This window comes from Pseudomonas sp. JBR1, from assembly GCF_028198185.1.
Taxonomy (GTDB): domain Bacteria; phylum Pseudomonadota; class Gammaproteobacteria; order Pseudomonadales; family Pseudomonadaceae; genus Chryseomonas; species Chryseomonas oryzihabitans_E.
The window spans coordinates 2,734,695-2,757,636 of the sequence record NZ_CP116340.1 but is presented as its reverse complement, the minus strand read 5'-3'; the positions used below and the strand labels follow the sequence as shown (position 1 = coordinate 2,757,636).

Sequence of the window (22,942 nt, the reverse complement as noted above, 5' to 3'; positions counted from 1 at the left end):
GGGTTGCGGGCGATATCCCCAGCTTGGAAAGGGTTATGCCGGGAGGCAAGCCGCAGCTGACGAACGTCCTGTCCGGCGTGCGGCGCTCCGCCCGAAGGCAGCCTTGCTAGAACACCGGGACGTAGATGTAGATCTGCGAGTCCTGGGCATCCACGCCCGTGAAGGCCTCGGTGTAGTGCTCGAAGCAGGCACCCGGGCGCGGTTGCAGGCCGCGGGCGGGGAGCAGTTCGGCGAACAGCCGGCCCAGGCTCTTGGCCACGCTGGGCGCGGTGCCCAGGTGCACATAGCGGGCATAGCGGCCTTCCGGCAGTTCCTGACGCACCATGCCGGTGGGCAGCGGCGTACCCGGCGCCGTGGCCACGGCGGCCAGGTAATGCATGGCGCCGGCCTGACGCCAGCTCAGGCCATACCACTCGGCCTCGCCTTCACGTCCGGTGATTTCCCCGGCACGGTCGGCGAAGCGCCGCCAGAGGGCGGCGATGTCTTCGCCCTGGCCAGGCTCGAACAGCAGGCCGGTCACTTCCAGGGCGGGATGGTCGACGATTTCCAGCGACATGAGACTCTCTCGAAGATGCAATGAAGGCCGCCACCTTACTCCAGCGGCGCCTCGCGGTCAGCCAGGGCAGGGCATAACCTGGCTGGGCCAATGGTCGCAGCCTAGCCGAGCTGCCGTCCCCGTCCATCCTGGGCATGCCAGTCGCCTTGACCTGGAACTCAGTCAGGGCAACGGCTGCGATGCCCAGGCGCCCGGCAGCGGTTCAGCTCTAGGCGGGAAGCGTTTGAGCCAGGGCAACACCAGCCAGGCGCGCGCTGGCCAGCAAGCGCTCCAGGCTCTGGCCGTGCCGTGCACTGGCGGAGAGTCCGGCCATGGTGGTGGCGACGAAATCGGCCAGCTCCTGCGCCTGCTGCGGCTGGCGTGCGGCAATGCTGGCGCGGATGAGCTCCTGCGCGGCCTGGTGGTAGCCGTTCGCCGCCGCGCGTGCCTGGGGATCGTCGCAGTGGGTTCCCTCCAGCACCAGGCAGCCGGCGGCCTGCGGATCGGCCGCATAGCTGCGCGCCGCCTCTTCCAGGACCTGGGTCAGGGCGACGACCAACGGCTGGTCGGCTTCCAAGATCTGCTGCAGCCGCAGGGCGCCGTTCGAGACATAGCGCTCCAGCACCTTGAGATACAACTCGCCCTTGCTGCCGAAGGCCGCATAGAAGCTGGGTGGATTGATCCCGAGTGCCTGGGTCAGATCGGCGACGCTCACGCCGTCATAGCCTCTTTCATGGAACAGCCGCTGCGCCTTGGCGACCGCCTCGTCCGGATCGAAGCGACGCGGCCGGCCGCGAGCGATGGATTTAATTGTAGTGCTCATTACAAAAATGCTTTGACAGAGGGCGGGGGACGTTTATTGTAGCATTCACTACATTAATCAGGAGGCAGGCTCATGGCGAATTTCGCAGGCAAGAAGGTGCTGGTACTAGGCGGCAGTCGCGGCATAGGCGCGGCCATCGTGCGACGCTTCGCCGCCGAGGGTGCCCGAGTGATCTTCACCTATTCCAGCTCGAAGGACGCCGCCCAGGCGCTGGCCGCGGAAACGGGCAGCATCGCCGAGGCGACCGACAGTGCCAATCGTGATGCCGTGATCGCCCGGGTCCGCGACAGCGGCCCCCTGGATGTGCTGGTGGTGAATTCCGGCGTGGCGCTCTTCGGCGATGCCCTGGAGCAGGACCCGGACGCCGTCGATCGCCTGTTCAGCATCAACGTGCAGGCGCCCTATCACGCGGCGGTGGAAGCCGCGCGGCAGATGCCGGCGGGCGGGCGGATCATCGTCATCGGCTCGGTGAACGGCGATCGCATGCCGGTCCCCGGCCTGGCGGCCTATGCCGTGAGCAAATCCGCCCTGCAGGGGCTGGCTCGCGGTCTGGCACGGGATTTCGGGCCGCGCGGCATCACCGTCAACGTGGTGCAGCCGGGCCCCATCGATACCGAGATGAACCCGGCCGATGGCCCCATGAAGGAGCTGATGCACAGCTTCATGGCGATCAAGCGCCACGGCAGCGCCGAGGAAGTGGCCGGCATGGTGGCCTGGCTGGCCGGCCCCGAGGCTGGCTTCGTCACCGGCGCCATGCACACCATCGACGGCGCCTTCGGCGCCTGATTGTCCCCGGGCGAGTCACCGTCTGAGAGGTTGAACCCAGACGGTATCCGCTCGCCAGGAACCTGTCGCTGCAAAAGCCCTAGCCGTAGCGCTTGAACGCCTCGATGGCCAGGCCGTTGCCGATGTTGCCGAAGCGGTCGCCATCCACCAGGCGGGCGCCCGGGAAGCGCCTGGCCAGGGCCTGGCGCAGGGCCGGGATGCCGCTGGAGCCGCCAGTGAAGAACAGGCTGTCGACCCGTGCCGGATCGAGCTCGGCACGGGCCAGCAGGTCGTCCACGCCGCGGCTCAGGCGCTCCAGCTGCAGGGCGATGGCGGCGTCGAACAGCGGGCGCTCCAGATCCGCCGCCAGGCCGGTCTCGATGCGATCCAGGCGCAGGGTACGGCGCCAGTCGTCGGTCAGGGCGATCTTGGCGTCTTCCACCTGAATCGCCAGCCAATGGCCGGCGCGCTGCTCGATGAGCTTGAACAGGCGGTCCATGCAGCGGGTGTCCTGGGCGTCGTATCTCATGTCGCGCAAGCCCAGCACGCTCTTCTTGGCGTAGACGGCATTGATGGTGTGCCAGGTCGCCAGGTTAATGTAGTGGCTGGTGGGCATGGTGGCGCCACTCTTCATGGCGCTGCCGTAGCCCAGCAGCGGCATCACCCCTTCCAGGCTCAGCTGGCGGTCGAAGTCGGTACCGCCGACGTGCACGCCGCCCGTGGCGAGGATGTCGCCGGCGCGGTCGGCCAGGTTGCGGCGCTCCGGCGCCAGGCGCACCAGGGAGAAGTCCGAGGTACCGCCGCCGATGTCGACGATCAGCACCAGTTCTTCACGCTCGATGCTGCGCTCGTAGTCGAAGGCGGCGGCAAGGGGTTCGAACTGGAAGGAGATGTCGCTGAAGCCTACCTGGCGCGCCACGGTGGCCAGGGTGTCCTCGGCCTCCTGGTCAGCCACCGGATCGTCATCGACGAAATGTACCGGACGGCCCAGCACCACGGCGTCGAAGGGGCGATCGGCCTGCTGTTCGGCGCGTTGCTTGAGGGTGCCGAGGAAGAGGCCGAGCACCTCGGTGAAGGGCAGGGCGCTGCCAAGGATGCTGGTCTCGCCCTTGAGCAGGTTGGAGCCGAGCAGGCTCTTGAGCGAGCGCAGCAGGCGGCCCTCGTACCCTTCCAAGTATTCGTGCAGCGCCTGGCGGCCATAGGCCGGGCGGCGTTCCTCGGCGTTGAAGAAGATCACCGAGGGCAGGGTGGCCTTGCCTTCTTCGAGGGCCAGCAGGACCTCGCCCGAAGGCCTGAGCCAGCCGGCGGTGGAGTTGGAGGTACCGAAGTCGAGGCCCAGGGCGCGGGCGGGTAGAGCAGCAGACATGTCAGGATCCGTAACGCGAGCAGCCGCGCAGTTTAGCCGAGACGCGCGAGCAGGCGAACCCTGGCCGGATGCCAGCAGGGTCAACCAGCGCCTCTTCAGGACTCTGGCGATGGCGGGAGAGCAGCGGCGCTAGCCCTTGCGCGGCGGCTCGCGCGGCTCGTCCAGGGTACAGACGTCATCCTGGCAGCGCCGGCTGCCCTCCGGATGCGGCAGCCAGGTCAGGCCCGGGCGTAGCTTCAGGAAGAGCCGATAGCCCAGTTCCAGAACGGGTCGCAGCGACCGCCAGCCCAGCGGCCGGGCCCAGCGGCCCAGTCCCGCGGTGCGCCAGCTCCAGTAGGTGGCGTCCAGGCCCTTGAACCAGCGGCCGTCGGCATCCCGGGCGTGGAGCAGATCGAGCATAGCCTGGCGCGGCGGGGCATCGGCGGGTGCCTGCGTCTGGTAGTCCGGCGCGGCCAGGTCGACCAGATGCAGGCGACTCGGATCGGCATGGCGGCGCAGCCAGGCGATCTCGCGAGCGCAGAGCGGGCAGGCGCCATCGTGAAACAGGGTCAGGGGCAGGCGGGGTGCTTGCATCGTGGTCTTCCCAGTGGTCTTGCCTATCTGGACCGGCAGGCGGGGCAGCCGTTGCGCTTTCCGCCGAACGGTAAGCGCAACGGCGCCCTGTGGCGAGTCGGAATCAGAGACGCCGGATGACGGCACTGTACGCAATCAATGAGCGAGGTCGGTATGGATCTGGGAATCAAGGGGCGCGTCGCCCTCATCACGGGTGCCAGTGGTGGCATAGGTCTGGCCACGGCGACGCTGTTGGCCGAAGAAGGCGTCAAGCTGGTGCTGTCCGACCTGGAGCAGGGCAAGCTGGAGGAAGCGGCCAAAGGCCTGCCGGGCGAGCCGCTGCTGATCGCCGCCGACATGACCGACCAGGCCGCGGTGGACAAGCTGGTGGAGCAGGGTGAGGCCCGTTTCGGCCAGATCGACATCGTGGTCCACACTGCGGGTGTTACCGGTGCCAAGGGCGATCCCCTAGAGCTGAGCGACGCCGACTACCAGGAAGCCTGGGCCACCGACTTCTTTTCCGCCGTGCGTGTCGGCCGCGCCGCCATTCCGCGCATGCGCACGCGGGGCTGGGGTCGCTTCGTCTGCATCACCTCGGAAAACGCCGTCCAGCCCTACTGGGAAGAGGCCGTCTACAACGTGGCCAAGGCCGCCCTGGCCGCCTTCATCAAGAATCTGTCCTACCAGGAGGCGGCCCACGGCGTGCTGTGCAATACCGTCTCGCCGGCCTTCATCGAGACCGGCATGACCGACGGCATGATGGAAAAGCGGGCCAAGGAACTGGGCGTATCCGTCGAGGAAGCCATCGAAAGCTTTCTCGACGAAGAGCGGCCCGGCATCGTGCAGAAGCGTCGCGGCAAGGTGGAAGAGGTGGCCGCGGCCATCGCCCTGCTGGTGTCGGAGCGTGCCTCCTTCATCAATGGCAGCAATCTGCGCGTCGACGGTGGCTCGGTCCAGGCCGTGCAGAACTAGGACGAGCGGGGCGGCTCCTCGGTCGTCCCGTCTTCCTGCCCCTGCTGGCGGCGCACCGCCTCTTCCAGGGGAATGAACTCCACCTGGCGATCCTTGACCACCGGTGGCAGGGTGATGCCCATGGAGACATAGATGCTGGTGAACATGTCGATGCCCATGTCCGCCGGCTTCACCCAATCCACCGGCACATAGAGCAGCCCGCCGCCCACCGGTACCGGCGCCGAGGGCACCAGCACGGCATTGTAGTGGCGTCCGTCGATGTCGATCACCGCTGGGTTGGGCAGCAGCGCCAGCACGGCCACGCCCTGGCCCCCGAAGAAGCACCACACCGGACTCATGGCGCGGATATCCGCCCCGCCTTCCTTGCGGTCGAGCAACTCGACGAAGCGTTCGGCCAGGCCATAGAGCTTGCCCACCACCGGAATGCGGCGGAAGGTCACGTCGGCGAACCAGCCCAGCGGCCGGCGCAGCCCCAGCTTGACCGCCAGTCCCAATGGATAGAGCAGCACCAGCAGCAGCAGGGTACCGAGGCCGTAGGCCGCCAGGGAGTTGCCGACGAAGGGGTGACCGACCGCCACGAACAGCCGACCCAGGGTGGTGTTGGGGCCGATCAGGCCATTGAGGAAACTGACGATCCAGCCGATCAGCGCCAGGGTCAGCACCAGCGGCAGGAGCAGCAGCAGGCCGGCCAGCCAGGTGGATACGACGCTTTCGATACTGCGGCGAACGAAGGGCATGCAAGAACTCGACGGCTAAAGCGCCATTCTATACGGCCTGGGTGCGCTCAGCGTCGGCCCGGACCGACTTTCTGAGCGCGTCTCGATCACAGCCAGCGGCGATAGAAGGCCGCTTCCTGTTCCAGGGCATCGGCCTGGTTGGCTGCCTGGCGAAAGCCATGGCCCTCGTCGGGATAGCGCCTGACCACTACCGGTATGCCGCGCGCTTCCAGGGCGGCAGCCATGGCGTCGGTCTGGGCCGGGACCACCACGGCGTCCTTGAGGCCCTGCAGGAAGATCACCGGCGCCTGGATGCCATCGGCATGCAGCAGCGGGGTCCGCGCCTCGTAGCGGTCCCGGTCGGCTTCGGGATCGCCAATCAACCAGTCCAGGTAGTCCGCCTCGAACTTGTGGGTGGCCTTGGCCAGCGCCAGGGGATCGCTGACGCCATAGAGGCTGGCGCCGGCGCGGAAGACGTCGCGGAAGGCCAGGGCGCAGAGCACCGTGTAGCCACCGGCGCTGCCACCGCGGATAAAGGCGCGCGCTGGATCCGCCAGCCCCTGGGCGCCGAGGTGCTCGACCACCGCGCAGGCATCCTCGACGTCCACCTCGCCCCAGCGCAGGTGCAGCGCCTGGCGATAGGCCCGGCCATGGCCGCTGCTGCCGCGATAGTTGAGATCGGCCACGGCGAAGCCCTGGCGGACCCAGAACTGGATACGCGCATCGAAAACCGGATAGGTGCAGGAGGTGGGGCCGCCATGGATGCTGACCAGCAGCGGGGGTGGGCCCTCGGCCTGGATGTCGGGCAGATAGAGAAAGCCCTGGGCCTGGCCATCGCCGCTGGGGTAGCTCAGCGGCTGCGGCGTGACGATGGTGGCCTCCGCCAGGGGCGCCACGCCACCGGTGACGATCTCCACCGCACCGGTCTGGCGGTCGATGGCCAGCACGGCCGACGGCCGGGTCGGCGCAGCGGCGATGCAGTAGCAGTGATCCTCGTCCAGGGCCAGGCCGCGGAAACGGCTGAAATCCTCGGCCAGACGCCGGATCTCGCCATTCGCCTGCCGCTCGCCGAGGAGGCCGAAGCCGGCCTCCTGCCAGGTCGCCAGCCAGCCTTGCACCGTCGGCAGCCAGCTGGAGCCGCCCAATTGCCAGGGCGCCGCGGCATGATCCGCCGCCGGTGCCTCCTGGGGGGCGAAGCCTTCCGGGGTCTCGCACCAGGGTTGCCACCAGCCCTGACGATCGCTCAGTGCCCAGAGCCGGTGCTCGCTATCGAAGAGCGGCTGTTGCAGCGATTCGTCGGGATCGGCCGAAATGACCGTAGGTGCGCCAGGGCGTCCTTGAGCGTCCAGTACCGCGGCCAGCAGACGAGTCCGCGTCCAGGGCTGGTGCGGCCTGCCCCACTCGATCCAGGCCAGCCGGTGGCCGTCGGCGCTGGTGCGCGGCGCCGCATAGAAATCCGCGCCCTCGGCCAGCACCTGGCGCTCGCCGCCCGAGCTCAGGGCGACCAGGCGATGCCGCGGCGGCTGTTCGCTGCGGTCTTCCTCGACCGCCAGCACCCGCTGCCGGACGCCATCCCAGTGCAGGTCGCCGTAGCGCCAGCGTTCGCCGCCCGCCAGGCGTTCGGGGGCGCTGCCGTCCCGCGGTTGGCGATAGATCGCCTGATCGGCTTCATTGACGAACAGCGGTCCCTGGTCGGCCAGGCAGAGAGCGCCGCCACCGTATTCGTAGACCTTGCTGCGCAGGCTGAACCCCGCCGGCGTGAGGCACTGCGGTGCAGCGCCGGATGCGCGCAGCCACAGCCGGGTGGCGCCATCGGTAGGGTCGTACTGGCTCCAGTAGAGGCCACTGGCGTCGACCTTGAGTTCGGCGAAGTCGATGCCGGCGGCAACGGCCTGGGCCGGCGTGAGCGAGGTAGGGGCGGTCATGGCGACTCCAGAAGTAGGAACAGCCGTTAGCCTAGCAGCTGTGTGGAACGGTCTGGGGGGCGTGCCGGCCCGTTGGGCTTCGCTGTGCTCAACCCAACCTACGGGTGCGCCGCTTTTCCCCCTCTCCCGCTGAGGGAGGGTTGGGGTGAGGGGGCGGATCGTTGGGCTTCGCTGTGCTCAACCCAACCTACGGGTGCGCCGCTTTTTCCCCTCTCCCGCTGGGAGCGGGCTGGGGTGAGGGGGCGGATCGTTGGGCTTCGCTGTGCTCAACCCAACCTACGAAGCGTGAACTGCTTTTCCCCCTCTCCCGCTGGGAGAGGGCTGGGGTGAGGGACAGGATCGTTGGGCTTCGCTGCGCTCAACCCAACCTATGGGCGCGCCGCTTTTCCCCTCTCCCTTTGGGAGAGGGCTGGGGTGAGGGGCAGGATTGTTGGGCTTCGCTGTGCTCAACCCAACCTACGAAGCGTGAACTGCTTTTCCCCCTCTCCCGCTGGGAGAGGGTTGGGGTGAGGGAGCAGCCCGTGCGGCGCCTGTCCTAGAACAATCCCAATTGCTCCCCCGGCGGGGCGAACTGGCTGCAATCCAGGCCCTCGCCCTCGCGGCGCTCCAGGCCGAAACGCCGGCGTGCCAGGCGAAAGCGCTGGGCCAGGAGTTCGGCGAACTGGCCTTCACCCTTCATGCGGATGCCGAAGCGACTGTCGTAGTTCTTGCCGCCACGCGACTGCCGGATCAGGCTCATCACATGGGCGGCGCGTTCGGGGAAGTGCGTCTGCAGCCACTCCTCGAACAGGTCGGCGATCTCCAGCGGCAGTCGCAGGAGCGCATAGCCGGCCGAGCGAGCGCCGTGGTCGCGGGCCGCTTCCAGCAGGGCCTCCAGTTCATGGTCGTTGATCATGGGAATCATCGGCGCCAGCAGGGCACTCACCGGCACCCCGTGCTCGTGCAGGGTACGCATGGCGCGCAAGCGGGCCTGGGGCGCCGCGGTGCGGGGTTCGAGGACGCGCTTGAGGTCATCGTCCAGCGTGGTGAGGCTGAAGGCGACGCGGACCAGATTGCGCTCGGCGAGCTGCACGAAGAGATCCAAATCGCGCAGGATCAGCGCGCTCTTGGTGATGATCGTCACCGGATGGCGATAGCGCAGCAGGATCTCCAGTGCCTGGCGGGTCAGCTGGTACTGGCGCTCGATGGGCTGGTAGCCGTCGGTGTTGATACCCAGGGCGATGGGTTGCGGCTGGTAGCCCGGCTTGCTCAATTCCGCCTCCAGCCGCTCGGCCAGATTGGTCTTGGCGATCAGCCGGGTCTCGAAGTCGATGCCTGGCGAGAGATCCCAGTAGGCGTGGGAGGGCCGGGCGAAGCAGTAGATGCAGCCGTGCTCGCAGCCACGATAGGGATTCACCGAGCGATCGAAGCCGACATCCGGGGACTGGTTGCGGCTGATCACGGTCTTCGCCGTTTCCTGGCGGACGCTGGTGGTGAAGGTCAGCGGGGTGGCCTCTTCGTACCAGCCGTCATGCTCGGCCTCGCTGCGGGTCGCGGCGAAGCGATTGTGCGGATTGCTGGCGGTGCCACGACCCCGTGGCGGGCGCTGATGCTGGGTCATGTGGAGGCCTCGAAAGCTGTATCTTTGTACAGTATAAGGCCTGAGGGATCGGGGCAAGGGTGCGGCGGTCGGCTGGACTGTAGGAACGGCTATCAACGAGTCCAGTCGGCGCGAGCGGCGGCCACCCCGGCCGCCGCCGAAACTGCGCCCTACAACACCGAGATCGGATAGTTGAGGATGATGCGGTTCTCGTCGAAGGAGCCGCTGGCGCTGTAGTCGCGTCTCATGCTGGAGTTGCGCCAGCGAATCAGCAGCTTCTTCAGCGGACCGCTCTGCACCTCGTATTGCACCTCGGACTCGCGACCCCATTCCTTGCCGTCGGTAATGGTGCCGGTGTGCACGTTGTCGCCGCTGATATAGCGGTTCATCAGGGTCAGGCCCGGCACGCCAAAGGCGGCGAAGTTGTGGTCGTAGCGCACCTGCCAGGAGCGTTCCCGGGCGTTGTCGTAGCTGGAGTTGTAGCTGTCGTTGCCCAGGGTGCCACCGCTGGTGCCGTTGACCCTCATCCAGGGGCTGTCGCCGCTGACGCGCTGCAGGCCGACATAGAAGGTGCCGCCGCCCTGCTTGGCGGAGAGCAGGGCATAGGCGGTGCGGTTGTCCAGGGCGCCCGCGCGGGCCGAGCCGTCGTCGTCGCCAATGAAGTAGCCGAGGTTGGCGCCCAGGGTCCAGCTGCCCACCGGCTGGTAGTGGACCAGGTTGATGAACTTCTGGCTGTAGATGTCTTCGAGTTGGGCGTACCAGAGGCCGATCTGGGTGCGCTTCTCGTTGAACCTGTATTCGCCACCGACGTAGTTGAAGCGGTCGGACGTGGCATTGGCGCGGCCCTGCATGAACATGTCTTCCATGCTGGCATCGTTGCGCGGGCTGTTCTGGCGCATCTGGCCACCCCAGAGTTCCAGATTCTGGATCTCGGTGGAGTGGAGCTGGGCACCCTGGAAGGTCTGCGGCAGCGAGCGACCATCGTCGGATCTGAGGATCGGCAGCACGGCGAACCATTCGCCGACCTTGATATCGGTCTTGGAAACCTTGGCCTTGGCCGCCACCGCCAGGCGCCCGAAGTCCTTGGCGGGTTCGTTGCCGGCGTGGGTCGGCAGCAACCCGGTGCCGTAGGTACCGGCACCGCCATCGAGCTTGACCGAATAAAGACCCAGGGCATCGATGCCGAAGCCCACCGGCCCCTGGGTGTAGCCGGAGGTCAGGCCGAAGATGAAGCTCTGGGTCCATTCCTCGGCCTTGTCCTGCGCTGTGTAGGCCGGATCGACGAAGTTGCGATTGATGTAGTAATTGCGCAGGTTGAGGTTGGCCTTGGTGCCTTCGATGAAACCGTTGTCGGCGGCCCACAGCGGCGTGGTGCTGGCCAGGGCGGCGAAGGCGGCGCAGGCACGGCCGAGCCGGCCGGAAGCGAGTCGAGTGCTCATGAGGTTCCTTGTTATTGTGGGTAAGGGGTGCCCTGCCGGCACAGGGGCGGCATCTGACGAGGGCGGGAGAGCGGGACGAGGCGAGGTGGCGCTAGGAAGGGGCAGGCGACATGACGGATTCCTTTCTTATTTGAATTATTGGAAAGCAGTGGCCGATACGAGCGGCTGAGTAGTTATATGACAACGTATGTCTTGGGGCAAGACTACCAAGGTAGCAGGCCGGAGCCCTCGGCTGGCGAGGGCTCCAAGCGGATCAGGCGCTGGCTTTGAAGCTGTCCTGACGGGCCGTGTCGTAGGCGTGCTTGTCCATCTGCTGGGCGCCTGGCTTGCCCAGGTCGCTCATGGGCACCCGGTAGGTTTCCGGCGACAGGTAGGCGGCCAGGGCCGACAGGCAGGTCACGGCGAAGGCCAGGCCACCGACCACGATCCAGATGTTGTCGGTACCGGGCGGGGCGACCAGGGCGAATAGCGCCGGCAGCAGGGCGGTGAGCATGGTGCCGATGTTCTGGGCGATGGCCATGGCCGAGACGCGATAGCGGGTCTGGAACTGCTCCGGGTAGAAGCTGGGGAACACCGCGTTGTAGCCCTGGTAGACCACACCCCACATCAGCAGCGACATCAGGAAGGCCAGCGGCATGCTGTGGATGCTGATGGCGTAGAGATAGCCGAAGGCCAGCAGCCCCGAACCCAGGGCACCGCCGATCATGGTCGGCCGCCGGCCGATGCGATCGGAAAGGTTGCCGACCAGGGGAATCACCAGCACGGCGACGATGTTGCCCACCACCGGTATCCACAGGTAGACGCTCTTGTCGAAGCCGATGCCATAGGCCGGCTGCACCGCATAGGCCGCGCCAAAGATGGTCGCCACCACGGGGATCACGTTCATCAGCGCCATCAGGCCGACCAGGATCATGGCCTTCCAGCTGGTGGTCAGGGCTTCACCGATGGGCGAGCGTCTGGCCACGGTCTCGGTCTTGGCTTCTTCCTTGACGAAGGCGGGCGTCTCCTGGACTTCGCGGCGGATGATGAAGCCGGCCAGCAGCACGAAGGCGCTGAGCAGGAAGGGAATCCGCCAGCCCCAGCTGTTGAAGGCATCGGCGGGCATGAAGTAGGCCAGCGGCAGGAACACCGCGGCGGCCATCACCTGGCCGGCCTGCACCCCCTGCAGGGTAAAGCTCGCATAGTAGCCACGTCGGCCGAAGGGCGCGTGTTCGAGCACCATGGAACTGGCGCCGGAGATCTCCCCGGCCACGGCGAAGCCCTGGATCAGCCGCAGTACCACCAGCAGGATGGGGGCGAGAATGCCGATCTGGTGATAGGTGGGCAGCAGGCCCACGGCCATGGTGGCGATGCCCATGAGGAACATGCACAGCAGCAGGACGTTCTTGCGGCCGCGGGTATCGCCCCAGTGACCGAGCACGAAGGCGCCGACCGGGCGGGCCAGATAGCCCACGCCATAGGTGGCGAGGGAGGCGACGATGGCCATCTTGGGATCGGTGGAGGGGAAGAAGATCTGCGGGAAAATCAGCGCCGCCGCCTGGGCGTAGATGAAGAAATCGTAGTATTCCAGCGCCGAGCCGATCCAGCCGCTGGCAGTGGCCTTCTTGGCTTGGGAGCTGGACGTGTGGGAGGCGGTATTGGCCATGGTTGTCTCCGTAATTATTGTCAGGCCAGGGGAAGCTTCGGCATGGCGTGCAGGTCCGTGCGGGCTGCCGTGGGCCGAAGGTGCGAGGGGGTGGATGACCTAGCCTGACCGTCGCCGACTGAGCGCCAGGGGGCTACAGACGAGACGGGGGGCGGAGGATAGCGTGGATAGCAGAGGCATGGACGCACACTCTTGTTTGTCTTGTTATGGTCGACGCGGTGGAAGCAAGCACGAGGGCTCTGCAATCCATAGTGCGAGGCGCCACGGCGGTGGGTCAATTCGCCAGAGACCCATTTGTTCGATCAGCGAACAGAAACTAACCAGTTCGTACATAATCCGTTGTTGGCCTGGTCGGCGCCAAGAATAATCGTCTCCAGACCCGACGAACCAGAGCCGCTCCGCTACAGTCAGCCAGTGGAGACAGCCGTTCAACACAGGAGCACCGGCATGCAGCGTTCCATCGCGACCGTATCCATCAGTGGCACCCTGACCGAGAAGCTCGAAGCGATCGCCGCGGCGGGCTTCGACGGTGTGGAGATCTTCGAGAACGACCTGCTGTATTCCGGTGCCAGCCCGCGCGAGATCCGCCAGCGTACCCAAGACCTGGGGCTGGCCATCACCCTGTTCCAGCCGTTCCGCGACTTCGAGGGCGGACGCCGCGAGCGGCTGCAGCGCAATCTCGACCGCGCCGAGCGCAAGTTCGACCTCATGCAGGAGTTGGGCACCGATCTCATCCTGGTGTGCAGCAACACCGCCGCCGACAGCCTGGGCGATGAGCGTCTGATCGCCGACGACCTGCAGTTGCTGGCCGAACGCGCCGCCCGGCGCGACCTGCGCATCGGCTACGAAGCCCTGGCCTGGGGTCGCCACGTCAACAGCTGGCAGCAGGTCTGGCGCCTGGTGAAGGCGGTCGACCACCCCAATCTCGGCGTCTTGCTCGACAGCTTCCACACCCTGTCCATCGGTGGCGATCCGGCGGGCATCGCCCAGATTCCCGGGGACAAGATCTTTTTCGTGCAGATGGCCGATGCACCGCTGCTGCAGATGGACGTGCTGGAGTGGAGCCGGCATTTCCGCTGCTTCCCGGGGCAGGGTGAGTTCGACCTGGCCGGCTTTCTCGCGCCCATCCTGCAGACCGGTTACCAGGGGCCGCTGTCGCTGGAGATCTTCAACGACGGCTTCCGCGCCGCCCAGACCCGTGCCACCGCCGCCGATGGCCTGAGATCCCTGCTGTACCTGGAAGAGCAGACCGCGGCTCGCCTGCAGCGTGAGGAAACGCCGGTGGCGGCGCCCCTGTTCGCCCCGCCCGAGGCGCCGCGTCTGGAAGGCACCGAATTCCTCGAATTCGCCGTGGACGACGCCCACGGTGCCGAACTGGCCCGTTGGCTGGGCAAGCTGGGCTTCGCCCAGGCCGGGCGGCACCGCTCCAAGAACGTCACCCTGTTGCGCCAGGGCGAGATCAACCTGGTGCTCAACGCCGAACCCTATTCTTTCGGCCACAACTTCTTCGAGGCCCACGGCCCCTCGCTGTGCGCCATGGCGCTACGGGTGCCCGACAGTCACGCGGCGCTGGAACGCGCCCAGCAGTACCGGGCGCAGCCCTATCGCGGCCTGGTCGGGCCGAACGAACGGGAGATCCCCGCGATGCGGGCGCCGGACGGCAGTCTGATCTATCTCGCCGATCGCGGCGCCGACGGGCGCAGCCTCTATGACACCGACTTCGATGTCAGCGCCGGCGCCAGCGGTGGCCTCGGCCTGACCCACGTCGACCACGTCGCCATCGCCCTGCCGGCCGATGCGCTGGACAGCTGGGTGCTGTTCTACAAGAGTCTGTTCGACTTCAGCGCCGATGACGAGGTGGTGGTCCCCGACCCCTATGGCCTGGTGAAAAGCCGTGCGCTGAAGAATCGCGAGAGCAACGTGCGCCTGGCGCTGAACATCTCCGAGAACCGCAACACCGCCATCGCCCGGGCGCTGTCCAGCTACCGGGGCTCCGGGGTACATCACATCGCCTTCGCCTGTCGGGACATCTTCCAGGCCGTGGAGCAGGCCAAGGCCGCCGGGGTGCCCTTGCTGGAGATCCCGATGAACTACTACGACGACCTGGGGGCGCGCTTCGATTTCGACGACGACTTCCTCAGTCGCCTGGCCTACTACAACGTGCTCTACGACCGCGATGCCCAGGGTGGCGAGCTGTTCCACGTCTACACCGAGTCCTTCGCCGACCGATTCTTCTTCGAAATCCTGGAGCGCAAGGATTACAGTGGCTACGGCGCCGCCAACAGTCCGGTGCGCCTGGCCGCCATGCTGCAAGCCCGCCAGGGTCGCCCGGCGCCCCTGGAATTCTGAGCCAGGCGGGTACCTGCAGGTACCCGCGTCTCTCCCCAGCTAAGAGTCAGACCCGATGCAGGACACCCCGGCGCTCGCGCCCGCGCTCCGTACGCCGCGCAAGAACAATCCCGAAAAGACCCGCCAGGCCATCCTGGCCGCCGCCGTGGCCGAGTTCGCCGACCTGGGCCTGAGCGGTGCGCGGGTGGACGCCATCGCCGAGCGCACCCACACCTCCAAACGGATGATCTACTACTACTTCGGCAGCAAGGAGCAGCTCTACCTGACGGTGCTGGAAAAGCTCTACAGCGATGTGCGCGGCGACGAAGCCGAGCTGCCACTTGACCGGCTACCACCGCTGGAAGCGATTCGCACCCTGGCCGAGTTCCTCTTCGAGCACCACCGCAGCCACGACGACTTCATCCGCGTGGTAAGCATCGAGAACATCCATCGCGGCCGCCACCTGGCGCAGTCCGAGACCATCTCCAGCCTCAACTCCTCGGCCCTGGAGGCTCTGCGCCGCATCCTGGCGCGCGGCGAGGCGAGCGGTGACATCCGCAGCGGTCTCGACGCCGTGGATGTGCACCTGCTGATGTGTTCGTTCTGCTTCTACCGCGTCTCCAACCGCCACACCTTCGGGCGTATCCACGACATCGACATGGAGGCACCGGCGGTGTTGCGGCGGCACAAGAACATGATCGGCGATGCGATGGTGCGCTACCTGCAGCCGTAGAGCGTCCATGCGGCCCTCACCCCAACCCTCTCCCGAAGGGAGAGGGGGCGTTTGACCGAGGCTTCTAGTCTCCAACATGGATTCGCAGGGTGGAAATCCCGTAGGTTGGGTTGAGACGGCCTCATCGTCGAAGCCCAACGCTGCTGGCTATCCTGGGTTGGGCTTCGCTACGTTCAACCCAACCTACGGACCCGCCAACCCCCTCTCCCTCTGGGAGAGGGCTGGGGTGAGGAGAAACTCAGATTCGTAGGGTGGAAAACCGCGCAGCGTTTTCCACGCGGTGCCTGAGCGGGCCTCATCGTCGAAGCCCGACGCTGCTGGCTATCCCGCGTTGGGCTTCACTGCGCTCAACCCAACCTACAGACCTGCCAACCCCCTCTCCCTTTGGGAGAGGGCTGGGGTGAGGGCAAACCCGGGCACCCCAGCAAACCCTTAAAGCACCGGCATCCCGCCCGTCACCGGCAGCATGGCGCCGGAAATGTAGCTCGCTTCATCCGACGCCAGCAGCACATAGGCCGGCGCCAGCTCCACCGGCTGGCCGGGCCGACCCAGTGGCGTGCTGCTACCGAATTGCTCCGGCTCGTCCGGCTTCATGGTGCTGACGATCAGCGGCGTCCAGATCGGGCCGGGGGCGACGCTGTTGGCACGGATACCTTTCTCGCCGAGCAGCTGCGCCAGACCTGCAGTGAAGTTGGCGATGGCGCCCTTGGTGGCCGAGTAGGCCAGCAGGGTCGGGGGCGCGATGTCTGCGTTGATCGAGGCGGTGTTGATGATGGAGCCGCCACGCGGCATGTGCTTCAGCGCCGCCTGGGTAATCCGAAACATCCCATGGATGTTCACGTTGAAGGTATGCACCCATTCCTCGTCGGGAATCTCGTCGAGGCTGTCACGTACCTGCTGGAAGGCAGCGTTGTTGACCAGTACGTCGATGCGGCCAAAGGCCTCGACGGTCTTCTGCACCACGTCCAGGCAGGTCTGGCGCTCGGCCAGATCGCCGGGCAAGAGCACGGCCTGGCGACCCGCCTCGGTGACCAGGCGGGCGGTTTCCTGGGCATCCTCGTGCTCGTCCAGGTAGGCGATGGCGACATCGGCGCCCTCTCGGGCGTAGGCGATGGCCACAGCGCGGCCGATACCACTGTCGGCACCGGTGATCAGGGTCTTCTTGCCTGCCAGGCGACCCGAACCGCGGTAGGTCACAGCGCCGCTGTCGGGCTGAGGATCCATGCGCGCTTCGGAGCCGGGAAAGGTCTGGGGTTGGGGTTTCAATGGGGGCTTGGGATGCTCGCTCACGGAGGGCTCCGATGCAGGAAAGGGGAAAGGCGACCCCGGCTCGCGCCAGGGTGCAGGTACTTCGCGGGCGCTTAGAGGATCGGCTTGCCACCGGTGACGGCGATACGCGCACCCGAGGTGTAGCTGGATTCGTCCGAGGCCAGCATCACATAGACCGGCGCCAGCTCCACCGGCTGGCCGGGGCGGCCCAGCGGGGTGTTGCCACCGAATTCCTTGACCTGCTCAGGCGGCATGGTGGCGGGAATCAGCGGGGTCCAGATGGGGCCGGGGGCCACGCTGTTGGCGCGGATGCCTTTCTCGCCGAGCAACTGGGCCAGGCCCGCGGTGAAGTTGGCGATGGCGCCCTTGGTGGTGGCATAGGCCAGCAGTGTCGGCCGCGGCATGTCCGAGTTCACCGAGGTGGTGTTGATGATGGAGCCACCCTGGCCCATGTGCTTTAGCGCGGCCTGGGTGATGCGAAACATGGCGGTGATGTTCACATCGAAGGTGTAGACCCACTCGTCGTCGGGAATCTCTTCGAGGGTCTCGTGGGTCATCTGGAAGGCGGCGTTGTTGACCAGCACATCGATGCGGCCAAAGGCGGCCACGGTCTCGTCCACCACCGCCAGGCACTGCTCGCGCTTGGACAGGCAGCCCGGCAGCAGGAGGGCCTCGCGGCCGGCTTCGCGCACCAGGCGGGCGGTGTCCTCGGCGTCTTCGTGTTCGTTCAGGTAGCTGATGGCGACATCGGCGCCCTCGCGGGCGAAGGCGATGGCCACGGCGCGGCCGATACCACTGTCGCCACCGGTGATCAGGGCCTTCTTGCCGGTCAGGCGGCCGGAGCCCTTGTAGCTCTGTTCACCGCAATCCGGGACCGGATTCATGCGCGATTGCAGGCCGGGAACCTCTTGCTGCTGTTCCGGCATGGGGGATTTGGGGAAATCGGTCATGGGAGAATCCTCGTCGCTCTTGAAACGTTTGCGTGCCTGTCAGTACCGACAGGCCACAAGCGGCGAGGGTTCTAGATCCGGGACGGGCGGTGTAGTCGAACTAGCGCGGTGCCGATTCGGCCCAGCGCGGCGGCACCGTGGGTTGCCAGGCGGCGAGGGCGTCCAGCAGGGTGGTCGGCGAGTCTTCCACCTGCAGCATGGCGCGATGCGGCGCGGCGACGAAGCCCTGGGCGACCAGGTGATCGAGGAAGCCCTCCAGTTGGGCATAGAAGCCGTCGACCTCCAGGAGGCCCATGGGCTTGGCATGGTAGCCGAGCTGGCCCCAGGTCCAGACCTCGAAGAGTTCTTCCAGGGTGCCCAGGCCACCGGGAAGGGCGATGAAGGCATCGGCCAGCTCGGCCATGCGCGCCTTGCGCGCATGCATGCCGTCGACCACTTCCAGGCGGGTGCAGCCGATATGGCCCAGCTCGGCGGTCTTGAGACTCTGGGGAATGATGCCGATCACCTCGCCACCGGCGGCCAGGGCGGCATCGGCGACCACGCCCATCAGGCCGACCTTGCCACCGCCGTAGACCAGGGTGAGACCCCGTTCGGCGAGGGCGCGGCCGAGTTGCGCAGCGGCTTGCTCGAAGACAGGCGAGGCGCCGGACTTGGCGCCACAGAAGACACAGACGGCTTTCAGCGACATAAGGACTCCTAGGCAGGCAAAACGCCTAGCCTAGCCGTCCGTTCCGCCGGATCAAAGCTTCGTCATCGCGCGAGGAAGGCCTCCTCCGGCGCATTGCCACTGGCGGCCTGGGCATAGCTGGCGAACAACTCGTGCAGCAGGGCGGTAAGGGTCATGGCGGGCGTCCTTGGCTGGCGGATGATGGGAGCATGGTACGCAGAGATTGGGCACGGCCACCTGGCAAAGGTTTCGATGGGGGCGATAGAGCGAAGCGCAGCGGCCTGCTTGCCAGCGCGCTCGGAACCCGCCACCCTCGCATCGGTCTGACTGGCGACTTTCACGCATCCGGAGGGTTCATGAAATCCAAGCTTTTTGCCGCCGCGCTGTTCGCCCTGGGAAGTACCGGCGCCTGGGCCGCCGACAGTTGCACCACCCAGATCGAAGCCGGCGACCAGATGACCTACAGCCGCGCCTCGATCCAGGTCCCGGCCTCGTGCAAGACCTTTACCGTCGAGCTGATCCACAGCGGCAGCCTGCCCAAGAACGTCATGGGCCATAACTGGGTGCTGACCCGCTCCACCGACGCCTCGGCCGTCGACGCCGCTGGCATGAACGCAGGCGAAGACAAGGGCTACCTGCCCGAGGGCGACGAACGCATCATCGCCCACACCCGCATGCTGGGTGGTGGCGAGAAGGATTCGGTGACCTTCGACACCGGGGTTCTGGAAGCAGGCAAGGAATACACCTTCTTCTGCTCCTTCCCGGGGCATTTCGGGTCCATGCGCGGCGTGTTGCAGCGGGGGTAGACCTGCTGTCATAGCCTGATCGCGCAGGAGCTCCAGGCACTTACCGTAGGTTGGGCTGAGCGTCAGCGAAGCCCAACATTTTGGATATCAGGCGCCTTAGCGGGTTATCGAGTGTCCTGATGGCTTTTGTTTCGCCCACCCGGGCGAGTCACTTTTTTCAAACGAGGCTGCGCGCCCCGAAAAAAGTAACCAAAAACGCTTGTCCCCACGTTTCGGCCCTCCGCTACGCTCCGGGTGATTCGCTTCGCTCACCCTTCGGGCCAGCTTGCGGCTGTTACTTCGCTTCGCTACGTCTCCCTCGCTCCAGCGCCGCTCCGAGGGCACGGCACGAAGGGGCCTCCTGCCCCTCGCGCCTTGCTCGGCGTCCTGCCTCGCATCCCCCTGCGCGACACCTGCACTCGGCCTCACTGACGGGACGGGGCGCAAGCCTGATGCTTGGGTGTTCAGGTGTAGTGTGGAAAACCGCGCAGCGTTTTCCACTTAAGGAGCAACGCTTAACGCGTGGACAAGGCTGCGCCGTTGTCCACCCTACCGGCTCTTTAACCAAAATTTTCAGGCTGGCGAATCGCCCCGTTCAGCAGGGCGAACAGCCAGTGTCGTGGAGTGGGTGGAGCCGCATGGATGCGGCGAGAGGCCTAACGGGCCATGGACGGCCCGTGTAGGCCGACCCCGGAACGGCGCTGGCGTGAGTGGCCCCGCAGCGCAGCGTAGGGCCGGATGTCCGGGGCAAGCGTTTTTGCTTACTTTTTTCACGATTGAAAAAAGTGAGTCGCTCGGGAGAGCGAAACAAGAAGTGCGAGCAAAACTCGATAATCAGCCAGGGCACCAATATTGAAGGTTGACCCTGGCAGTGTTGGGCTTCGCTGGCGCTCAACCCAACCTACGAATCAGGTCACGCCTCGCCATTTAACGGCAGGGCAGCTTCAGCCCTTCGCCAATTCCTTCTCGATGGCCTCCACCAACCGTGGATCATCCGCCGTCACGTCGGGCGCGAAACGACCCACCACCTCGCCATTGCGCCCAATCAGGAATTTCTCGAAATTCCACAGCACCTCGGGCTTGGGATTGGGAGTGCCCCCACGGCTCAGCATGCGCTCGCGGAAGGGGCCGTCGCCAGTCGTCTCGGGCTGCGCCTGGGTCAGCTCCGCATAGAGCGGATGCTGGTCCTCACCCACCACGCTGAGCTTGGCGAACAGGGGGAATTGCACGCCGTAGGTGAGGGTGCAGAACTCCTTGATCTCGGCATCGCTGCCGGGCTCCTGCTGCTTGAAGTCGTTGGCGGGAAAGCCGAGCACCTCCAGGCCGCGCTCGCGCTGGGTCTCGTAAAGGCGTTCCAGGCCTTCGTACTGGCTGGTGAGGCCGCACTTGGAGGCGACATTCACCACCAGCAGCACCTTGCCCAGGTAGCGTTCCAGGGTCAGGGTTTCGCCGTCGATGGATTGCAGCGGGAGTTTCATCAGGGTCGCGGTCATGGTCGGCTTCCTCGGGGAGAAGTTGCCAGCCTAGCGCAAAAACGCCGCCCGGGTGGGCGGCGCCTGTCGGTCGCGGAAGGCTCAGCGCTTGAGCTTGACCACGTCGCCGGAAACGGTGGTGGTGTAGCCATTCAGGACCCAGGCCCAGAACCAGTTTTCCTGCACCTGGGTGTTGATCAGGGCATCGCCGCCGCGGGATTTGATGGCGGCCTGCTGGGCGCGCACGAAGCGGTCGTTCTGCTGGATCGGGATGATCTGGAACAGCATGATACCGGTAGCCTTGCCTTCGCCATGACCGACGACGGTGTACTGCGACGGATCCAGGTTCTGCGTCTTCATCGCGGTGCCGGTGCAGCCAGCGACGGCGGCGGCGAGGGCGAAAGAGGCGGCGAGCTTGGCGAAACGTTGCATGAGGTGACTCCTTTTCTGGTTGGCAGGGTCGGGCTTCGTTTCCCGACGCGGCGCACTCTAGCAGTGCAGAGCACCGCGGAAATACCGTTCGCTCCGGCGATAGAACCGCTCCGCCCAAGGTCCCGGGGTTATCAGGTGATAGCGCCTCGATCTAAGCCCGGGCGGCCTGAACTGATACCATCGCCCGCCTCTCGTCCGGCGGCCGCGCCGGGCGCCGTTTCGGAGACCTCGTGTGAATCTGCCTCTCGTCCTCAACCTCGTCGCCTTCGTCGTGCTGCTCGGCCTGCTGGCGCGTACCCGCAATACCGGCTGGAGCCTGGCCGTGCGCGTCTTCATCGGCCTCGCCCTAGGCGTCGCCTTCGGCCTGGTGCTGCAACTCGTCTATGGTCACGACGCCCCGGTGCTCAAGACCTCCATCAGCTGGTTCAACCTGGTCGGCAACGGCTATGTGCAGCTGCTGCAGATGAGCATCATGCCACTGGTGTTCGCCTCCATCCTGGCGGCCGTGGCGCGGTTGCGCGAGGCCTCGTCCATGGGCCGCATCAGCCTGCTGACCCTGGGCACGCTGCTGTTCACCACCGCCATCGCCGCCCTGGTCGGGGTGCTGGTGACCTGGCTGTTCGGCCTGAGCGCCGAAGGCCTGGTGCAGGGCGCCCAGGAGACCGCGCGCCTGACCACCCTGCAGAACAGCTATGTCGGCAAGGTGGCGGACCTGTCGGTACCCCAGCTGCTGCTGTCCTTCATTCCGAAGAATCCCTTCGCCGACCTCACGGGCGCCAGTCCCACCTCCATCATCAGCGTGGTGATCTTCGCCGCCTTCCTCGGCGTCGCCGCCTTGCGCCTGCAGCGCGACGATCCAGTCCGTGGCGAGAAGGTGCTGGCCGGCATCGACGTGCTCCAGGCCTGGGTGATGAAGCTGGTACGCCTGCTGCTGCAACTGACCCCCTATGGCGTGCTGGCGCTGATGACCAAGATGGTCGCTACCGCCAGCCCCCAGGACGTGCTCAAGCTGGGCACCTTCCTGATCGCCTCCTACCTGGGCCTGGCCATCCTCTTCGGCGTGCATGCGCTGCTGCTGACCCTGAGCGGTTTGTCGCCAGCGCGGTTCTTTCCCAAGGTCTGGCCGGTGCTGAGCTTCGCCTTCACCAGCCGCTCCAGCGCGGCGACCATCCCGCTGAACATCGAGGCCCAGACCGAGCGCCTCGGCGTACCGCCGGCCATCGCCAGTTTCGCCGCGTCCTTTGGCGCCACCATCGGCCAGAACGGCTGCGCCGGTCTCTATCCGGCCATGCTGGCGGTGATGATCGCGCCCACCATGGGCATCAATCCGTTCGATCCGCTGTGGATCGCCACGCTCGTGGGCATCGTTACCCTGAGTTCGGCGGGTGTAGCAGGCGTAGGTGGCGGCGCTACCTTCGCCGCCCTGATCGTGCTGCCAGCCCTGGGCCTGCCGGTCACTCTGGTGGCGCTGCTGGTGTCCATCGAGCCCCTGATCGACATGGGCCGCACCGCGCTCAACGTCAACGGCTCCATGACCGCCGGCACCCTGACCGCGCGCTGGATGGGCCAGCTGGACAAGGCCGCCTACGACCGCGACGACCGCGCGGAAGCCCCGGCGGCGCCAGTCAGTCGCGGCTGAGCGCCGGCGGGTTTCGTGTAGGTTGGGTTGAGCGAAAGCGAAGCCCAACGGTGCCCATGCTTGCCGTGGTGTGTTGGGCTTCGGCGATGGAGCTGCCTCAGCCCAACCTACGGGCGCCCCATGTTGATTGGGTACAACGTGGATGGTCGAGCCGCGCAGGTTGGCGCTGAGCGCAGCGAAGCCCACCACGACCAACCCCAACGGTGCCCATGCTTGCCGTGGTGTGTTGGGCTTCGGCGATAGAGCCGCCTCAGCCCAACCTACGGGTGCCCAATGTTGATTGGGTACAACGTGGATGGTTGAACCGCGTAGGTTGGCGCTGAGCGCAGCGAAGCCCACCACGACCAACC

General features: G+C 66.3%; 20 protein-coding genes. 6 read left to right on the top strand and 14 right to left on the bottom strand.

Annotated features, from left to right (window positions below; all coding sequences use genetic code 11):
- Positions 1-106: 106 nt before the first annotated feature.
- Both PJ259_RS12765 and PJ259_RS12760 read right to left on the bottom strand, forming a co-directional pair.
- Positions 107-556 (bottom strand): GyrI-like domain-containing protein, encoded by a 450-nt coding sequence (locus tag PJ259_RS12765; protein ID WP_271653083.1) that lies wholly within the window; start codon positions 554-556, stop codon positions 107-109.
- A 208-nt stretch (positions 557-764) separates the two neighbouring features.
- Entirely contained in the window at positions 765-1,358 is a 594-nt protein-coding gene (locus PJ259_RS12760) for a TetR/AcrR family transcriptional regulator (protein ID WP_271653082.1), read from the bottom strand.
- 72 nt (positions 1,359-1,430) lie between these two features.
- Between PJ259_RS12760 and bdcA the strand changes: the two genes are divergently transcribed.
- Positions 1,431-2,144, top strand: coding sequence for an SDR family oxidoreductase (gene bdcA / locus PJ259_RS12755; protein ID WP_271653081.1), 714 nt, complete (start codon positions 1,431-1,433; stop codon positions 2,142-2,144).
- A gap of 79 nt (positions 2,145-2,223) precedes the next feature.
- Here bdcA and PJ259_RS12750 read toward each other — a convergent pair whose 3' ends face one another.
- Positions 2,224-3,489: an Hsp70 family protein gene (locus tag PJ259_RS12750; protein ID WP_271653080.1), complete on the bottom strand. Its 1,266-nt coding sequence runs from the start codon at positions 3,487-3,489 to the stop codon at positions 2,224-2,226.
- A gap of 129 nt (positions 3,490-3,618) precedes the next feature.
- A complete protein-coding gene (locus tag PJ259_RS12745) occupies positions 3,619-4,062 on the bottom strand; it encodes a thiol-disulfide oxidoreductase DCC family protein (protein ID WP_271653079.1) in 444 nt (147 codons plus the stop codon).
- A gap of 153 nt (positions 4,063-4,215) precedes the next feature.
- Between PJ259_RS12745 and PJ259_RS12740 the strand changes: the two genes are divergently transcribed.
- Positions 4,216-5,013 carry an SDR family NAD(P)-dependent oxidoreductase gene (locus PJ259_RS12740; protein WP_271653078.1) on the top strand — a complete coding sequence of 266 codons (798 nt, stop codon included), beginning with the start codon at positions 4,216-4,218 and terminating at the stop codon, positions 5,011-5,013.
- Here the strand turns inward: PJ259_RS12740 and PJ259_RS12735 are convergent.
- From PJ259_RS12735 to PJ259_RS12715, 5 genes are all read right to left on the bottom strand, one after another.
- Entirely contained in the window at positions 5,010-5,750 is a 741-nt protein-coding gene (locus PJ259_RS12735) for a DUF502 domain-containing protein (protein WP_271653077.1), read from the bottom strand. The genes PJ259_RS12740 and PJ259_RS12735 overlap by 4 nt on opposite strands.
- 86 nt (positions 5,751-5,836) lie before the next feature.
- The gene (locus tag PJ259_RS12730; protein ID WP_271653076.1) at positions 5,837-7,654 is read right to left on the bottom strand and encodes a S9 family peptidase; all 1,818 of its coding nucleotides are present in this window, start codon (positions 7,652-7,654) and stop codon (positions 5,837-5,839) included.
- A gap of 535 nt (positions 7,655-8,189) precedes the next feature.
- Positions 8,190-9,254 (bottom strand): PA0069 family radical SAM protein, encoded by a 1,065-nt coding sequence (locus PJ259_RS12725; RefSeq protein WP_271653075.1) that lies wholly within the window; start codon positions 9,252-9,254, stop codon positions 8,190-8,192.
- A 149-nt stretch (positions 9,255-9,403) separates the two neighbouring features.
- The gene (locus PJ259_RS12720; RefSeq protein ID WP_271653074.1) at positions 9,404-10,672 is read right to left on the bottom strand and encodes an OprD family porin; all 1,269 of its coding nucleotides are present in this window, start codon (positions 10,670-10,672) and stop codon (positions 9,404-9,406) included.
- A 253-nt stretch (positions 10,673-10,925) separates the two neighbouring features.
- The gene (locus PJ259_RS12715) at positions 10,926-12,317 is read right to left on the bottom strand and encodes an MFS transporter (protein ID WP_059316239.1); all 1,392 of its coding nucleotides are present in this window, start codon (positions 12,315-12,317) and stop codon (positions 10,926-10,928) included.
- A 447-nt stretch (positions 12,318-12,764) separates the two neighbouring features.
- Between PJ259_RS12715 and quiC the strand changes: the two genes are divergently transcribed.
- A complete protein-coding gene (quiC, locus tag PJ259_RS12710) occupies positions 12,765-14,666 on the top strand; it encodes a 3-dehydroshikimate dehydratase QuiC (RefSeq protein ID WP_271653073.1) in 1,902 nt (633 codons plus the stop codon).
- Between the two features lie 55 nt (positions 14,667-14,721).
- Positions 14,722-15,378 carry a TetR/AcrR family transcriptional regulator gene (locus PJ259_RS12705; RefSeq protein WP_059316237.1) on the top strand — a complete coding sequence of 219 codons (657 nt, stop codon included), beginning with the start codon at positions 14,722-14,724 and terminating at the stop codon, positions 15,376-15,378.
- Between the two features lie 432 nt (positions 15,379-15,810).
- On the opposite strand, the gene PJ259_RS12700 is transcribed toward PJ259_RS12705, so the two are convergent.
- From PJ259_RS12700 to PJ259_RS12690, 3 genes are all read right to left on the bottom strand, one after another.
- On the bottom strand, positions 15,811-16,668 hold the full coding sequence (locus tag PJ259_RS12700) for an SDR family oxidoreductase (RefSeq protein ID WP_271653072.1): 858 nt from the start codon (positions 16,666-16,668) through the stop codon (positions 15,811-15,813).
- A gap of 71 nt (positions 16,669-16,739) precedes the next feature.
- Complete coding sequence (locus tag PJ259_RS12695) at positions 16,740-17,597, bottom strand: SDR family oxidoreductase (RefSeq protein WP_059316235.1); 858 nt, start codon at positions 17,595-17,597, stop codon at positions 16,740-16,742.
- 100 nt (positions 17,598-17,697) lie between these two features.
- A complete protein-coding gene (locus PJ259_RS12690) occupies positions 17,698-18,285 on the bottom strand; it encodes a TIGR00730 family Rossman fold protein (RefSeq protein ID WP_271653071.1) in 588 nt (195 codons plus the stop codon).
- 335 nt (positions 18,286-18,620) lie between these two features.
- Here PJ259_RS12690 and azu point away from each other — a divergent pair, with 335 nt between their 5' ends.
- Positions 18,621-19,070 (top strand): azurin, encoded by a 450-nt coding sequence (azu, locus tag PJ259_RS12685; protein WP_271653070.1) that lies wholly within the window; start codon positions 18,621-18,623, stop codon positions 19,068-19,070.
- A gap of 923 nt (positions 19,071-19,993) precedes the next feature.
- Here the strand turns inward: azu and PJ259_RS12680 are convergent.
- The gene (locus PJ259_RS12680; protein WP_271653069.1) at positions 19,994-20,542 is read right to left on the bottom strand and encodes a glutathione peroxidase; all 549 of its coding nucleotides are present in this window, start codon (positions 20,540-20,542) and stop codon (positions 19,994-19,996) included.
- 81 nt (positions 20,543-20,623) lie between these two features.
- On the bottom strand, positions 20,624-20,953 hold the full coding sequence (locus PJ259_RS12675) for a hypothetical protein (RefSeq protein WP_093256472.1): 330 nt from the start codon (positions 20,951-20,953) through the stop codon (positions 20,624-20,626).
- A gap of 232 nt (positions 20,954-21,185) precedes the next feature.
- Here PJ259_RS12675 and PJ259_RS12670 point away from each other — a divergent pair, with 232 nt between their 5' ends.
- The gene (locus PJ259_RS12670; protein ID WP_271653068.1) at positions 21,186-22,592 is read left to right on the top strand and encodes an L-cystine transporter; all 1,407 of its coding nucleotides are present in this window, start codon (positions 21,186-21,188) and stop codon (positions 22,590-22,592) included.
- The last annotated feature ends 350 nt before the right edge of the window (positions 22,593-22,942 follow it).